The organism is Candidatus Devosia phytovorans, from assembly GCA_029202405.1.
In the GTDB taxonomy this organism is placed as follows: Bacteria; Pseudomonadota; Alphaproteobacteria; order Rhizobiales; family Devosiaceae; genus Devosia; species Devosia phytovorans.
In genome coordinates this window covers 470,113-484,391 of sequence record CP119312.1, presented here as the reverse complement: position 1 = coordinate 484,391, position 14,279 = coordinate 470,113, and the positions used below count along the sequence as shown (strand labels likewise).

The window sequence follows — 14,279 nt, the reverse complement described above, 5'->3', positions numbered from 1 at the left end:
CAAACCGGTGATGGCCGATTTGCTTACTCGAACACGGCGTCCGGATTGCTCAGCGAGTCGCTGTCCTCGATGGTCACCGCATCGCTGAGTTCCAGCACCGCAACGGCACGCTCGATGCCACGCGTCTGGGCAATCAACCCATCGATCGCCGCCTGCACCACCGCATTGCCCTCGGCATTGCCTTCGCCGATCTGCTGGTCATAAGCCTCGCCGCCTTCGGCACGATCGGCCATGGCATGCATCTTGACCAGCGTATCGTCGAGCAGGCCCTTGAGCTCGGTATCGAGCGCGGCGTCCTTGGCCGCAATCACTTCCGACAGCGACGGACCTTCGACCACGCTGCCGTCGATCCGCGTATACTTGCCCAGATAGACATTCTGGATTCCGATCGCATCATTGAGATGCGAGTTATGCGTATTGTCCGAGAAGCAGTCATGCTCTTCTTCCGGGTCATGCAGCAGGAGGCCCAGCTTCATGCGCTCGCCAGCCAGCTCGCCAAAGCTCAGCGAACCCATGCCGGTCAGGATCGTCGAAATGCCCTGCTCTTCGAGCGCCGCGCGAGCCGCGCCATCCGCCGTCCAATTGGCCACCATCTCTTCGAGATCGCTGACCAGCAGTGTCGAGGCAGCCTTCAAATAGGCGGCGCGGCGATCGGCATGCTCGGCCGTAGAATAGTCGGTGTAGGAACGCGCACCCGCGCCGGCCTCGGTGCCGTTCAGGTCCTGGCCCCAAAGCAGGAATTCCACGGCGTGATAGCCAGTCGCCACATTGGCTTCGACGCCAGCAGCTTCCTGCAGCGTATTCTGCAGCAGGTCCGGCGTGATCTCGGTCGCATCCACCTCGACGCCACCAATGCTGACTTTCGGATTGGCAATCACATCGGCCACATAGAGCTCGTTGCTGTCGCTCTCGCTGCCATAGCTGGCGTCGACATAGTCGATCATGCCCTCGTCCAGCGGCCAGGCGTTCACGCGCCCTTCCCACTCATCGACGATCGGATTGCCGAAGCGGAAGGCCTCGGTCTGCTGATAGGGCACGCGTGCAGCAAGCCAGGCATCCTTGGCCGCCTGCTGCGTCTCTTCGCTCGGATTGGCGATCAGCGCATCTACCGCTGCATCCAGCGCCTTGGCCGTCGTCAGCGAGTCCTCGTACCCGGCCAGCGCGATATCGGCATAATTGGCCAGCACATCGGCATCGGCCGGCGCCTGCGCATGCACCGCAATGGGGGAAACCGTAAGGGTAAAGGCAATGGCGAGATTGCGCAGTGAGCGTCTGCCGAATGGCATCATGAGCTGTCCTCCTGAACGTCGACTGTAAGCGGACTACGCCTCTCAAGTTATAAAAGCAATTCGAATTCAATAGGTTAGAAAAATTCTAAAGTGATCGCACTACGTTGCTTGCCGCGGCCAAATTGTCAGCAAATCTCGTTACTTGCATCGTCATCGAGCGCGATTGCGCAGGTCGCATGCTCTGGCAAAAAACCATGGCTGTGCAAAATTTTGACCATCTGGACGAGACTGTCACAAACGGGCACTGTCACAATCGCGACTGGGAGGACGCATGAGGGGCTCAAACGGTTGAAATTTGAGGCATTCACGGCTGTCACACGCCAGTGTGAGAACCGTCATTGCACTGTCACACAGCCTCTCTAATCCCGCTCCAGTTCGCCTCGACCCTTCACCGAAGTGGTCGCGAACGACTTTTCAGGGAGACTGAACATGTCCATCAAGAAGACGCTCGGCGCATCCGTCTCGATGCTTGCCGTGCTTGCCGTTTCTGCGCCTGCTTTCGCCCAGGCCGACCTCGACGCGCTCTATGAAGCCGCCAAGGCCGAAGGCCAGCTCACCGTGATCGCCCTGCCGCACTCCTGGTGCAACTATGGCGGCGTCATCGAGGGCTTCAAGGCCAAGTATCCCGACATCGCCATCAACGAACTCAACCCCGATGCCGGTTCGGCCGACGAGCTCGAGGCCGTCCGCGCCAACCAGGGCAATACCGGCCCGCAGGCCCCCGACGTGCTCGACATCGGTCTCGCCTTCGGCCCCCAGGCCAAGGACGAAGGCCTGCTGCAGCCCTATAAGGTCTCGACCTGGGACGAAATCCCGGCCGACGCCAAGGATGAAGAAGGCTACTGGTACGGCGACTATTACGGCGTACTGGCTTTCGGCATCAACAAGGACATCATCACCGGCGACAACCCGGCAACCTGGGCCGACCTGAACAAGGACGAATTCGCCAATTCGGTCGCCCTGGCTGGTGATCCGCGTACCGCCAATAACGCCATCATGTCGGTCTTTGCCGCTGGTCTCTCGACCACCACGGATGAAGCCGCCGCTGCCGCTGCTGGCCTGGAATTCTTCAAGGCACTCAACGACAAGGGCAATTTCGTCCCGGTCGACGCCGAAGCCGCCGCCATTGCCCAGGGCACGACCCCGATCGCCATCAACTGGGACTACAACCTGCTCGCTGCCCGCGACAACCTCAACGGCAACCCGCCGATCGAAGTCGTCGTCCCCTCCGACGGCGTTGTGGCCGGCGTCTATGTCCAGGCCATCTCTGCTTATGCGCCCCATCCCAACGCTGCCAAGCTCTGGATGGAATACCTTTATTCCGACGAAGGTCAGCTCGGCTGGCTGGCCGGCTACTGCCACCCGATCCGCTTCTCGGCCATGGCCGAAGCCGGCACCCTGCCGGACGACCTGATGGCCAAGCTGCCCGCCGCTGAAAACTACGCCAAGGCCGTGTTCCCCTCGATCGAAGAGCAGAACGCCAACAAGGCAACCATCACTGGCGGCTGGGACTCCACCGTCGGCGCTTCGGTTCAATAAAGCATTGCTCCCGCCGCTTTGGCAGCGGGAGTTCCCTAGCCATTCCCGACGTCGCGGCCGGATGAACCGGGCCGTGCATGCAACGCACCGGGAATGACTAGGGCCTTCTTGGCCTGCGAGACCGAGAGGTCTCTTGGTCCTGGAAGGCCACAAGCATGAACTGCTGTTGGCGGGGGCCAAGAACGCATGACTGACACCAGCCAGCCGACATCACCAACGCGCCGCCGCATCCCCTGGGATAGCCTGGCCGTCGCGCCCTTCATCATCTTTGCGGTGATGTTCCTCATCCTGCCGACCTTTTCGCTGATCGGCGGCGCCTTCACCGATCGCGCCGGCAATTTCACCTTCGAAAATATCGGCGGCCTCTTCACCCCACAGATCCTCAATGCCTACTGGATCTCCATCCGCGTCTCTGGTGCCTCCGCAATCCTCGGCGCGCTGATCGGCCTTGCCATCACCCTCGCCATTATCCGGGGCAAGCTGCCCTCGGGCCTGCGCGCCGCCGTCATGACCTTCTCCGGCGTCGCCAGTAACTTCGCCGGCGTGCCGCTGGCCTTCGCCTTCATCGCCTCGCTGGGCCGCATCGGCCTTGTCATCATCATCCTGCGCGATGTCTTCGGCCTTGATCTCTACCGCGCCGGCTTCAGCCTCTTCAGCTTCTGGGGCCTGACCATCACCTATCTCTACTTCCAGATTCCGCTGATGATGCTGACCATCGCCCCGGCCATCGACGGGCTGAAGAAGGAATGGGGCGAAGCCGCCCAGACGCTCGGCGCCTCGCCCTGGCAATTCTGGCGCTATGTCGGCCTGCCCATCCTCTGGCCCAGCTTCCTCGGCACCTTGAGCCTGCTCTTCGCCAACGCTTTCGGCGCCATCGCCACCGCCTGGGCCCTCACCGGCTCCAACCTCAACATCGTGACCGTGCTGCTCTACAACCAGATCCGCGGCGATGCCCTGCAGAACCCCGGGCTCGGCGCGGCGCTCGCCGTCGGCATGATCGTCATCACCGCCTTCGCCAATGTCATCTATCTGTTTGTCGCCAACCGCGCCGAAAGGTGGATGAAATGAAGACCAGAAAGTTCTGGCCCTGGGTCATCGTCGCGCTCGGCGCCGCCTATTTCCTCATTCCGCTGCTGGCCACCTTCATCTTCTCGCTGCGCATGCGTCGTAACGAGCTGAGCTTTGATGCCTATGTCTCGGTTTTCTCCGATCCAAAGTTCTTCTCCACTTTCGGCTATTCGCTGACCGTCGGCGTCTTCACCATCGTGGTCGGCATTCTGGTCGTCGTCCCCGCGGTCTATTTCGTCCGCCTGCGCATGCCATGGTTGCGGCCGGTCATGGAATTCGTCACGCTCCTGCCGCTGATGATCCCGGCGCTGGTGCTGGTCTATGGCTATATCCGCCTCTACGGCTCGAGCTCGCTCATTCCCTTCACCGGAAGCGTGCTCGGCACCGATATCCTCCTCACCTGCGCCTATGTTATGCTGGCCCTGCCCTACATGTATCGCGCTGTCGACAATGGCATGCGCACCATCGATATCGGCACGCTGACCGAGGCCGCCCAGATCATGGGCGCCAATCAGGCCCAGATCATCGGCCAGATCATCCTGCCCAATATCCTGGTCGCCATTCTCTCCGGCGCCTTCCTGACCTTTGCCATCGTCATCGGCGAATTCACTATCGCCAGCCTTCTGGCCCGCCCCGCCTTTGGCCCCTACCTCGTTGGCATCGGCACCAACAGGGCCTATGAGCCGGCGGCTCTGGCCATCATTTCCTTCATCATAACCTGGGGCGCCATGGCCATGATCAATGTGCTCGGCCGCTTTGCCCCCCGTACTTCTGCCAAGAGCGAGTGACCATGGCCTTCCTCGAAGTCAACAATCTCGTCAAATCCTTCGGCAGCAACACCGTGGTCAAGGGCGTCAACTTCGCCTTCGACAAGGGCGAGTTCATCTCCCTGCTCGGTCCCTCGGGCTGCGGCAAGACCACCATCCTGCGCATGATCGCCGGGTTCGAACAGCCCACTTCAGGTTCGATCAAGGTCGAGGGTCAGGAGATCACCGGCCTCAAGCCCAACCAGCGCAAGCTCGGCATGGTCTTCCAGGCCTATGCGCTCTTCCCCAATCTCAACGTCGGCGACAACATCGCCTTTGGCCTCAAGATTGCCGGCATGGCTGCCGACGAGCGCCGCGCCCGCGTCGATGAAATGCTCAAACTCATCGGCCTGCCCGGCTTCGAAAAGCGCTATCCCTATGAAATGTCCGGTGGCCAGCAACAGCGCGTCGCGCTTGCCCGCGCCATTGCTCCGCGTCCCCGCCTGCTCCTCCTCGACGAGCCGCTCTCGGCCCTTGACGCAAAGATCCGCGTCTCGCTGCGCGAGGAAATCCGCGCCATCCAGCTCGATCTGGGCATCACCACGGTCTTTGTGACCCACGACCAGGAAGAAGCCCTCTCCATCTCCGACCGTATCGTCGTGATGAATGCCGGCAATATCGACCAGCTCGGCGCTCCGCATGAAATCTACAACAAGCCGGCCACCCGCTTCGTCGCCAATTTCGTCGGCCATCTCAATTCCATCGCCGCCAAGGTCGTCGACCCTGTCGCAAGGACCGTCACCATCGACGGCCAGACCGCCAGCGTCCCCTCCATGCCCGCCGATGCCAGGCCCGGCGAAGACATTTCGCTGACCCTGCGTCCCGAAGTCCTATCCCCCGCCCCGCGCGACGGCAATGACATCACCCTGACCGGCACCATTGCCGACGTCACCTTCCTCGGCTCGGTGATCCGCCTGCGTGTTGCCCTGGGTCAGAACGTGGTCAGCCTCGACACCTTCAACGACCAGCGCACCGCCCCACCTGCCCGCGGCGAAGCCATCACCATCAGCCTCGCCAGCAAGGACCTGCTGGTGCTTTGACAAGCCGCTGGACGATGACCGCGCCAGCGGTCATTGTGGCCGCCCAAGCAAGGAGTCGCGCCGTGGACAATCCCTTCGTCACCACCGACTGGCTGGCTAAAAATCTCAGCGACCCCAATCTGGTGGTGGTCGACGGCAGCTGGCACATGCCCAATGCCGCCCGCAATGCTCAGGCCGAATATCTGGCCGGTCACATCCCCGGCGCCGTCTTCTTTGACATCGATGGCATAGCCGATACCGATACCGACCTGCCCCACATGCTGCCTGCCCCCAGCGACTTCTCGCGCATGGTCGGCGCTCTCGGCATTTCCAACGCCATGACCATCGTCATCTATGACGAACTCGGCCTCTTCTCCGCCCCGCGCGTCTGGTGGACCTTCAAGTCCATGGGCGCCGGCGATGTCCGCATCCTTTCTGGTGGCGGCCCAAAATGGCGCGCCGAAAAGCGCCCCACCCAGGCCGGCCTCGTCAGCCGCCCTCGCGCCACTTTCGATGTCGATTTCGATCCCGATCGCGTTGCTGATTTCGAAACCGTGCGCGGTCGCAGCCAGGATGGCGCCGCCCAGATCGTCGATGCCCGCCCCGCGCCGCGCTTCCACGCCGAAGTGCCAGAACCCCGCGCCGGCCTGCGCTCGGGTCATATTCCCAACAGCCTCAACGTTCCGGTCAGCCTGCTCACCGAAGCCGGCCAGATGAAATCCACCGACGAGCTCAAGCAGCTTTTTGCCGACCGCGGCCTTGACCTCGGCAAGCCCGTCCTCACCTCCTGCGGCTCCGGCATTACCGCCTCGACCCTGGCCCTTGCGCTCGAACTCGCCGGTGCCGAAGACGTCGCGGTCTACGACGGTTCCTGGACCGAATGGGGCGCCCGCAAGGATGCCGAGATCGAAACCTGACGCCACAAATGCAGGCTGTAACGGCCTCGTTAGCGAACATTACCGGTATTTAATGGAAGCCTGAGGTTCCCGCAGGTACAGTGCCGCGCAGCTGTGCCGGCACATACCGCTGCACAACCAATGGCTTACTGGCAGGGGACGTCGCGTTTGATCCGACAGCTTGTGATTTCTATCGTCATTTTGCTGGCAGCCTTTGCCGCCTGGGTCGCCTTCGTGCCCGGTTCGCGCGACGTACTGGCAGGCTATGGCATTACCCTGCCCTTCGCCGAACAAACCGCCGCAGCTGCCGTCGCAGAGGCGCGTCCGCCTGGCCAAGGCCGCCCCGGCGGCGCTGGCCGCGTCACCAATGTCGTCACCACAGCAGTCGGCATGTCCACCATCAACGATGGCCTCAGCGCCATTGGCGAAGGCACATCCTTCCGCTCGGTGACCGTCTCCTCTTCCGTCGGCGGCACGCTCGAAGAGCTGCTGGTCAGCCCCGGCCACCAGGTCGAAGCCGGCGACATCATTGGCCGCCTCGATGCTGACGACCAGCAGGTCGCCTATGACCTGGCTCTCCTCGCCGTCGAGGATGCGCGCGCTACCCTCGCCCGCACCCAGGGCCTCGCCACCAGCAATGTCGTCGCCACCACGGCCCTGACCGCCGCGCAGCTGGCCTCCGCCAATGCCGAACTCGATCTGCGCAACGCCCAGAACAATCTCGGCCGCCGCACCATCACCACGCCGATCGACGGCACCATCGGCCTGATGCAGGTGACGCCCGGCAACTATCTCAGCGCCCAGACCACCGTCACCACCATCGATGACAATTCCTCCATCCTCGTCAATTTCTGGGTCCCTGAACGCTACGCCGCCAGCCTGCGCACCGACATGCCGGTTTCCGTCTCGGCCGTCGCTCTGCCCGGCCGCACCTTTGACGGCCAGATCAGCGCCATCGACAACCGCATCGACCCCGCCAGCCGCACCCTCCAGGTCCAGGCGGCCATCCCCAATGATGATGGCCTGATGCGCGCTGGCATGAGTTTTGTCGTCAACATCGCCTTTCCGGGCGAGCAATTCCCCACCGTCAATCCGCTCGCCATCCTCTGGTCGGCCGACGGCTCCTATGTGTGGAAATATGTCGACGGCGCCGCCACCCACGTTCCCGCCGAGATCGTCCAGCGCAACAGCGACGGCGTCCTCGTGCGCAGCAACCTCAAGCCCGGCGATGCCATCATCACCGAAGGCATTCTCCAGCTCAGCGAAGGCGCCCGCGTCACCCTGCTGGAGGGCCCCGACGGCACCGGCAGCACAGAGGAAGCCGCCGCCAGCGCCGCGCCTGCCCAGCCCATCTGACCCTTCGACCGGAGACCGACATGTCGATAGCCGATAAGAACGAGCGCGGCGGCACCCTGGCAGCCCTCTTCGTCCGCCGCCCGGTCCTGGCGCTGGTCATCAATGCCCTCATCGTCGTCGCCGGCCTTGCCGCGCTGATCGGTTCGGAAGTGCGCGAACTGCCCAGCGTCGAGCAGCCCGTCATCTCCGTCTCCACCAATTTCACCGGCGCCGTCGCCGAAACCGTCGACCGCGAAATCACCGCCGTTGTCGAAGGCGCCGTTGCCCGCGTCCAGGGCGTCACCGCCATTTCGTCGAGCTCGTCCGACGGCCGTTCCCGCGTGACGCTCTCCTTCTCCGACGACACCAATATCGATACCGCCACCTCCGACGTGCGCGATGCCCTCTCCAACATTGCCCGCCAGCTGCCCGACAATGTCGATCCGCCCACCATCCAGAAGGCCGATTCCGACGCCCAGCCGGTGATGCAGCTCGCCGTCACCTCCAACACGCTCAGCATTGCCGAGATGAGCACCCTGGTCGAAGACGTCATCTCCGAACGTCTCGCCGCCGTCTCTGGCGTGGCTGACGTCCAGGTCTATGGCACCCGCGACGTCGCCTTCGAGATCGACGTCGATCCGGTCAAGCTGGCCAGCGTCGGCCTCACCGTTGCCGACATCCGAAACGCGCTCCAGACCATCGCCTTCGACACCCCCGCCGGCTCGATCAACGGCCCCAACCAGAACATTTCCGTCCGCGCCATGTCCGAAGTGGCGACCCCGGCCGATTTCGAGCGCATCATCATCAATGGCCAGACCCGCCTGGGCGATGTCGCCACCGTGGTCTTCGACGCCGCCGCCTCGACCAGCGCCCTGCGCTCCGACGGCCAACCGGGCATTGGCATCGGCATCGTCCGCCAGGCCCAGTCCAACACCATGGAAATCTCCGATGGTGTTGCCGCCGCCGTCGCCACCCTCAACCAGACCCTGCCCGAAGGCGTCAACGTCAAGGTGTCCAGCGACGAGGCCGTCTTCATCAAGGGCGCCCTGCACGAGGTCGAAATCGCACTGATGGTCTCGCTCGTCGTCGTCGTGCTGATCATCTACCTCTTCCTTCTCGACTGGCGCGCCACCATCGTCCCGGCGGTATCGATCCCCATTGCCCTCCTCGGCGCTGTCGCCGGCATCTATATCGCCGGCTTCTCGATCAACATTCTGACTCTCTTGGCCCTCGTCCTCGCCACCGGCCTCGTCGTCGATGACGCCATCGTCGTGCTCGAAAACATCGTCCGCCGCAAACATCTCGGCGCCGGTCCGCGCGCTGCCGCCGTGCTGGGCACCCAGGAAGTTTTCTTCGCCGTCGTCGCCACCACGCTGACCCTCGCCGCTGTCTTCCTGCCCCTATCCTTCCTCCCCGCCCAGACCGGCCGCCTGTTCCGCGAATTCGGCTTTACCCTAGCCATCGCCGTCCTGCTCTCTTCCGTGGTCGCCCTCTCGCTCGGGCCGATGATCGCCTCGCGTCTGCTCAAGGCCAATGAAACCGGCCACAACAGCCACGGCGGCCCGATCGGCGCCGTTGGCCGCGCCTTCGCCGGCTTCTATGCCAGAACGCTGAAACTGGCCCTCGCCAACCCGCTCATCGTCGTGCTCGTCGCCGTGCTCTTTGCCGCCTCGGCCTTCTTCGTCTATGGCAATCTCCGCCAGGAGATCACCCCGCCGGAAGACCGCGCCTCGATCAATCTGCGCATCAACGTCCCCAATACGGTGAGCCTCGATTATACCCGCACCCAGCTCACCCGCGTCGAAGCCGCGCTACAGCCCCTGATCGACAGCGGCGAAATCCAGTCCATCTTCGTCCTCTCCGGCTTCGGCTCCGGCGGCTCGCTCAATCTGACCCTCGCCCCCTGGGGTGAACGAGAGCGCAGCCAGCAGCAGATCGCCGCCGACATCACCCAGCTGATGACGCAATTCCCTGGCGTCCGCGCCTCCGTCGGCCAGGGCAATAGCCTGGGCATTCGCGGCGGCGGCTCCGGCCTGCAGTTTGCCGTCGTCGGCTCCAACTACGACGCGCTCGCCACCACCGCCCGCCAGATCGCCGACGCGCTCGATGCCGATGGCCGCTACGGCCGCGTCAATGTCGACTACGATACCAACCAGCCCCAGCTCACCCTCACCGTCGATCGCGGACGCGCCGATGCCCTGGGCATCGATATCGACGGCCTCGCCACCACCATGCAGGCCATGATCGATGGCGCCGATGTCGGTTCGGTCTTCATCAACGACCAGAGCTATGACGTCCGCATGGTCTCGACCAGCAATCCGGTCAACGACCCGCGCGATCTCGAAACCCTCTTCGTCAAGACCGGCGACGGGCGCTATGTGCCCATGTCTACCATTGCCACGATCGTCGAAGCCCCCATCGCGCCCCAGCTGCGCCGCGAGGAACAGCGCCGCGCCGTCAATGTCACGGCAAGCCTTGAAGGCAACCAGATCGCCCTGGGCGACGCCTATAACCAGATGATGGAACTGGCGCGTCCCCTCCTGCCCGAAGGCACCTCCATCATTCCCCTCGCCGAAGCCAAGACGCTTGGCGAAGCCAACAATGGCCTGATGATCACCTTTGGCTTTGCCCTGGTCATCATCCTCCTCGTCCTCGCCGCCCAGTTCGAAAGCATCTGGAGCGCCGTCATCGTCATGACCACGGTGCCCTTTGGCGTGGCGGCCGCGCTCTATGCCCTGCTCGCCACCGGCGGGAGCCTCAACATCTACAGCCAGATCGGCCTGGTCCTCGTCGTCGGCATCATGGCCAAGAACGGCATTCTCATCGTCGAATTCGCCAACCAGCTGCGCGACCAGGGCCGCAATGTGCGTCAGGCCATCGAGGAAGCCTCCAACATCCGCCTGCGCCCGGTCATGATGACCATGATCGCCACCATCCTGGGCGGCCTGCCACTCGTGCTGGCCAGCGGCGCCGGCGCCGAAGCCCGCACCGCCCTCGGCTGGGTCATGGTCGGTGGCCTGAGCTTTGCCGCCATCTCGACCCTTTATCTCACCCCCGTCGCCTATCTCCTCATGGCCCGCTTCAGCAAGCCCAAGGTCGAGGAAGAAGCCCGCCTCGAACGCGAACTCGCCGCCGCCAACCAGGCTCCGGCCAATGACCAGCACGCCATCCCGCCTGCCGCGGCCGAATGATCAGGCCAGCAGCCCCGCCGCCATCGCGTTGAACGCCTCGATCACCCGCGGCAGCGTGGTCTTGGGATCATCGCTCGCCGCTACCCACAGCGCCGCATTGAGTGCCGCGCCATTCATCAGCCGCGCCGCCGCTTCAGGGTCCACCGGCTTCATCCGCCCCTTGGCGATCAGCCTTTCCACCGTCCGCTTCGTGCTCTGCAAACAGCTGTCCTGGCTCGGCCAGGCCGACGGATCGCCCAGCACCGCCGGTCCGTCCAGCAGCACGATGCGCTGCACCTCCGGCTCCAGCGCCATCTCCACATAGGCCGCGCCCTCAGCCAAAAGCGCCGCCCATGGATCACCCTTGAGCGCGCCGATCTCCTGCGCCTTCTGCGCCATGGCGCTGTCGATCTGATGAACCACGGCGGCCAGGAGACCCTTCTTGTCGCCAAAGCTGTGATAGAGCGCGCCCCGCGTCAGCCCCGCCGCCGCCGTCAGCTCGTCCATCGACGCCGCCGCATAGCCGCGCTCGGCAAACGCCTTCCGCGCCGCCGCGATCAGCTTCGCGCGGTTCTCTTCCATCAGGGCCTGACGCTTGTTGAGCACCATCATGCGCACCTTTCCACATACATTACGTATGTGAATTTGACATACGCCGCGTATCTATGATTTAACATACGCAGCGTATATCAAATTCGCTGCACCAATGAAAGTGAGATTGAAATGACCAAGCGCGACGCCATCTTTCCCGCCAACCGCCATGCCCTCTACGAAGCCCATGGCTATTCCCCCGCCATTCGCTCCGGCGACCTGCTCTTTGTTTCCGGCCAGGTCGGCTCCCGCGCCGACGGCTCTCCCGAACCCGATTTTCCGGCTCAGGTCGAGCAGGCGTTTGAAAATCTCAAGAACGTTCTGGCCGCTGCCGGCGCGACGCTCGACGACATCATCGACGTCACCACTTTCCACACCGATGCCGAAAAGCAATTCCCCGCGGTGATGGAGGTCAAATCCCGTTACTTCACCGAAAAGCCCTACCCCAACTGGACCGCCGTGGGCACCACCTGGCTCTCCGGCTTCGACTTCGAAATCAAGGTCATCGCCCGCCTGCCTGCCGCGGCCTGACCACAGTACCGAAATGGCCGCCGGTTTGCTCCGGCGGCCCTGTGCCGCCCCGCCAAAACCGCGCCTGTGTGGGGCTTAAGGCCCCGTTCACCACTTAATTTCGCCGCCCAGCAATAATCTCGCGCCTGATCCGGCCTTCACCAGTCGTTAAAGCTTGATTTGATATTTATCCATCAACCCAAAATGGGTCGCCTGCTTTCCAGAAGGAAAAATCAAAATGGTAGATATCAACCTCTCCAAGTCGGTCCGCTCCAACCTCAGCTCGCTGCAGAATACGGCTTCGCTGATGAACAAGACCTCGGACCGTCTCTCGACCGGTAACAAGGTCAACTCCGCCCTCGACAACCCCACCAACTTTTTCACCGCCAGCTCGCTGAACAGCCGCGCCGGCGACCTGAACCAGCTGATGGACTCGATGGCAAACGGCATCAAGACCATTGAAGCCGCCGACAATGGCCTCACCGCCATCACCAAGAACCTCGAATCCATGCAGTCGACCCTGCGTCAGGCTCGCCAGGACAAGTCGTTCCAGACCAAGTCGTTCACGCTCGACAACACCGCCATCTCTGCTGGTGGCACCGTCAAGAACCTGACCCTGTCCGGTGGCGCGATTGGCGATACGCCGTTCAATCTGGCCCTGAACACGGCGGCCGTCGATGCTACCGATACAACCTTGACTGGTGCTGCGGGCAACTTCACCAACTTTGCTGGTGGCACGATCCAGGTCAACGGTTCCCCGGTTACGCTGCGTGGTGACGTTGCGGCTCAGGCCACGACTCTGAACGGCGCCGGTGGCACGTTCGGCACCTATACCGGTGGCGCTATCGAAATCGACGGTACCGAAGTCACCATTGCCGACGACAGCGACTTGGCAGCAGTTCAGGCCGCTATCGACGCTGAACTTGGTACGGGTTACACTGTCGCCAATGCTGGCGGTAACGTCACGATCAGCAAGGCTGATGGTACGGATATCGAGATCACCGGTAACAGCGCACTGCTGACCACCATCGGTTTTGGTACGACCAACCGCACCTCTACCAACGGCGTTGAAGCGTTTGACGCAACGGCTGCCACGGTTGCCCAAGACATCACCGATGCCGGCATTGCTGGCCTTACCGCCAGCGGCGCATCCGGCCAGGTCGTCCTTACCTTAGATACGGGCGCAGACCTTGCAGTGACCGGTGCCGACGCACTGCTGACCGCAGCCGGTTTCGCCACTGCCAACCGCACCTCGGATAATGGCGTTCTGGGCACTGAAGCAGCCGTCAAGACGGTTGATCAGCTCGTTAACGAGATCAACGGCAAGACCCTGCCGGGCACGACGACCGAGAACCCGCTTTTTGGCAAGGTTCGCGCCTCGAACGACAACGGCAAGCTGCGCATCGAAAACCTGTCCACCACCGATATGAGCATTGTTGGCATCGATAGCGGCAACAATGTCAACGGCGGCACCGGCACTTCGAACACGTCTGCCATCACCGGCAACACCGTTCGCTCCGACCTGGCCAACCAGTTCAACGAACTGCGCGATCAGCTCGACAAGCTGGCCGATGATGCTTCGTTCAACGGTATCAATCTGCTGCGTGGCGACAACCTGAAGATCACCTTCAACGAAACCGGCACGTCCTCGATCGACATCCAGACCAAGGGTGAAGAAGCTGTCAACTCGGCCAGCCTGGGCGTTTCGACCAGCCTGACCGCAGCCCAGCTCGACAGCGACACCAGCATCGATGGCTTCATTGACCAGATCAAGGGCGCTCTCGGCAAGGTTCGTTCGCAGTCGTCGACCTTCGGCTCGAACCTGTCGGTCGTTCAGAACCGTCAGGACTTCACGCAGAAGATGATCAACACGCTGGAAACCGGCGCTGGCAACCTCACCCTGGCCGACATGAACCAGGAAGCTGCCAACATGATGGCTCTCCAGACCCGTCAGTCGCTGGCCTCCTCGACCCTGTCGATGGCCAACACGGCCGACCAGAACGTGCTGCAGCTGCTCCGTTAATCGGACCGGTTACGCAAGATCAGGAAGGCGGGC

At 62.9% G+C, this 14,279-nt stretch carries 11 protein-coding genes; 9 read left to right on the top strand and 2 right to left on the bottom strand.

Annotated features, from left to right (window positions below; translation table 11 throughout):
• Window positions 1-23: 23 nt before the first annotated feature.
• Window positions 24-1,289 carry an imelysin family protein gene (locus tag P0Y65_02320; GenBank protein ID WEK05110.1) on the bottom strand — a complete coding sequence of 422 codons (1,266 nt, stop codon included), beginning with the start codon at window positions 1,287-1,289 and terminating at the stop codon, window positions 24-26.
• A 465-nt stretch (window positions 1,290-1,754) separates the two neighbouring features.
• Here P0Y65_02320 and P0Y65_02315 point away from each other — a divergent pair, with 465 nt between their 5' ends.
• From P0Y65_02315 to P0Y65_02285, 7 genes are all read left to right on the top strand, one after another.
• Window positions 1,755-2,828 (top strand): ABC transporter substrate-binding protein, encoded by a 1,074-nt coding sequence (locus P0Y65_02315; GenBank protein WEK06710.1) that lies wholly within the window; start codon window positions 1,755-1,757, stop codon window positions 2,826-2,828.
• Window positions 2,829-3,014: 186 nt separating this feature from the next.
• Complete coding sequence (locus P0Y65_02310; protein WEK05109.1) at window positions 3,015-3,896, top strand: ABC transporter permease subunit; 882 nt, start codon at window positions 3,015-3,017, stop codon at window positions 3,894-3,896.
• On the top strand, window positions 3,893-4,684 hold the full coding sequence (locus tag P0Y65_02305) for an ABC transporter permease subunit (protein ID WEK05108.1): 792 nt from the start codon (window positions 3,893-3,895) through the stop codon (window positions 4,682-4,684). Before P0Y65_02310 ends, P0Y65_02305 begins: the two co-directional genes overlap by 4 nt.
• Window positions 4,685-4,686: 2 nt before the next feature.
• Window positions 4,687-5,742, top strand: a complete 1,056-nt coding sequence (locus tag P0Y65_02300; protein ID WEK05107.1) for an ABC transporter ATP-binding protein — start codon at window positions 4,687-4,689, stop codon at window positions 5,740-5,742.
• 62 nt (window positions 5,743-5,804) lie between these two features.
• The gene (gene sseA / locus P0Y65_02295; GenBank protein ID WEK05106.1) at window positions 5,805-6,638 is read left to right on the top strand and encodes a 3-mercaptopyruvate sulfurtransferase; all 834 of its coding nucleotides are present in this window, start codon (window positions 5,805-5,807) and stop codon (window positions 6,636-6,638) included.
• A gap of 147 nt (window positions 6,639-6,785) precedes the next feature.
• Window positions 6,786-7,973 carry an efflux RND transporter periplasmic adaptor subunit gene (locus P0Y65_02290; GenBank protein WEK05105.1) on the top strand — a complete coding sequence of 396 codons (1,188 nt, stop codon included), beginning with the start codon at window positions 6,786-6,788 and terminating at the stop codon, window positions 7,971-7,973.
• Between the two features lie 20 nt (window positions 7,974-7,993).
• Entirely contained in the window at window positions 7,994-11,143 is a 3,150-nt protein-coding gene (locus tag P0Y65_02285) for an efflux RND transporter permease subunit (protein WEK05104.1), read from the top strand.
• Here the strand turns inward: P0Y65_02285 and P0Y65_02280 are convergent, their stop codons facing one another.
• Window positions 11,144-11,734 (bottom strand): helix-turn-helix domain containing protein, encoded by a 591-nt coding sequence (locus P0Y65_02280; protein WEK05103.1) that lies wholly within the window; start codon window positions 11,732-11,734, stop codon window positions 11,144-11,146.
• Window positions 11,735-11,845: 111 nt separating this feature from the next.
• Between P0Y65_02280 and P0Y65_02275 the strand changes: the two genes are divergently transcribed.
• Together P0Y65_02275 and P0Y65_02270 are read left to right on the top strand one after the other, a co-directional pair.
• On the top strand, window positions 11,846-12,244 hold the full coding sequence (locus P0Y65_02275; GenBank protein WEK05102.1) for a RidA family protein: 399 nt from the start codon (window positions 11,846-11,848) through the stop codon (window positions 12,242-12,244).
• Window positions 12,245-12,461: 217 nt separating this feature from the next.
• A complete protein-coding gene (locus P0Y65_02270) occupies window positions 12,462-14,246 on the top strand; it encodes a flagellin (protein WEK05101.1) in 1,785 nt (594 codons plus the stop codon).
• Window positions 14,247-14,279: the final 33 nt, after the last annotated feature.

Excerpts from the sequence above, each read along its gene's own strand:
- P0Y65_02320 (WEK05110.1), bottom strand. The coding sequence starts at position 1,289 with ATGATGCCATTCGGCAGACGCTCACTGCGCAATCTCGCCATTGCCTTT.
- P0Y65_02315 (WEK06710.1), top strand. The coding sequence starts at position 1,755 with ATGCTTGCCGTGCTTGCCGTTTCTGCGCCTGCTTTCGCCCAGGCCGAC.
- P0Y65_02310 (WEK05109.1), top strand. The coding sequence starts at position 3,015 with ATGACTGACACCAGCCAGCCGACATCACCAACGCGCCGCCGCATCCCC.
- P0Y65_02305 (WEK05108.1), top strand. The coding sequence starts at position 3,893 with ATGAAGACCAGAAAGTTCTGGCCCTGGGTCATCGTCGCGCTCGGCGCC.
- P0Y65_02300 (WEK05107.1), top strand. The coding sequence starts at position 4,687 with ATGGCCTTCCTCGAAGTCAACAATCTCGTCAAATCCTTCGGCAGCAAC.
- P0Y65_02285 (WEK05104.1), top strand. The coding sequence starts at position 7,994 with ATGTCGATAGCCGATAAGAACGAGCGCGGCGGCACCCTGGCAGCCCTC.
- P0Y65_02280 (WEK05103.1), bottom strand. The coding sequence starts at position 11,734 with ATGATGGTGCTCAACAAGCGTCAGGCCCTGATGGAAGAGAACCGCGCG.
- P0Y65_02275 (WEK05102.1), top strand. The coding sequence starts at position 11,846 with ATGACCAAGCGCGACGCCATCTTTCCCGCCAACCGCCATGCCCTCTAC.
- P0Y65_02270 (WEK05101.1), top strand. The coding sequence starts at position 12,462 with ATGGTAGATATCAACCTCTCCAAGTCGGTCCGCTCCAACCTCAGCTCG.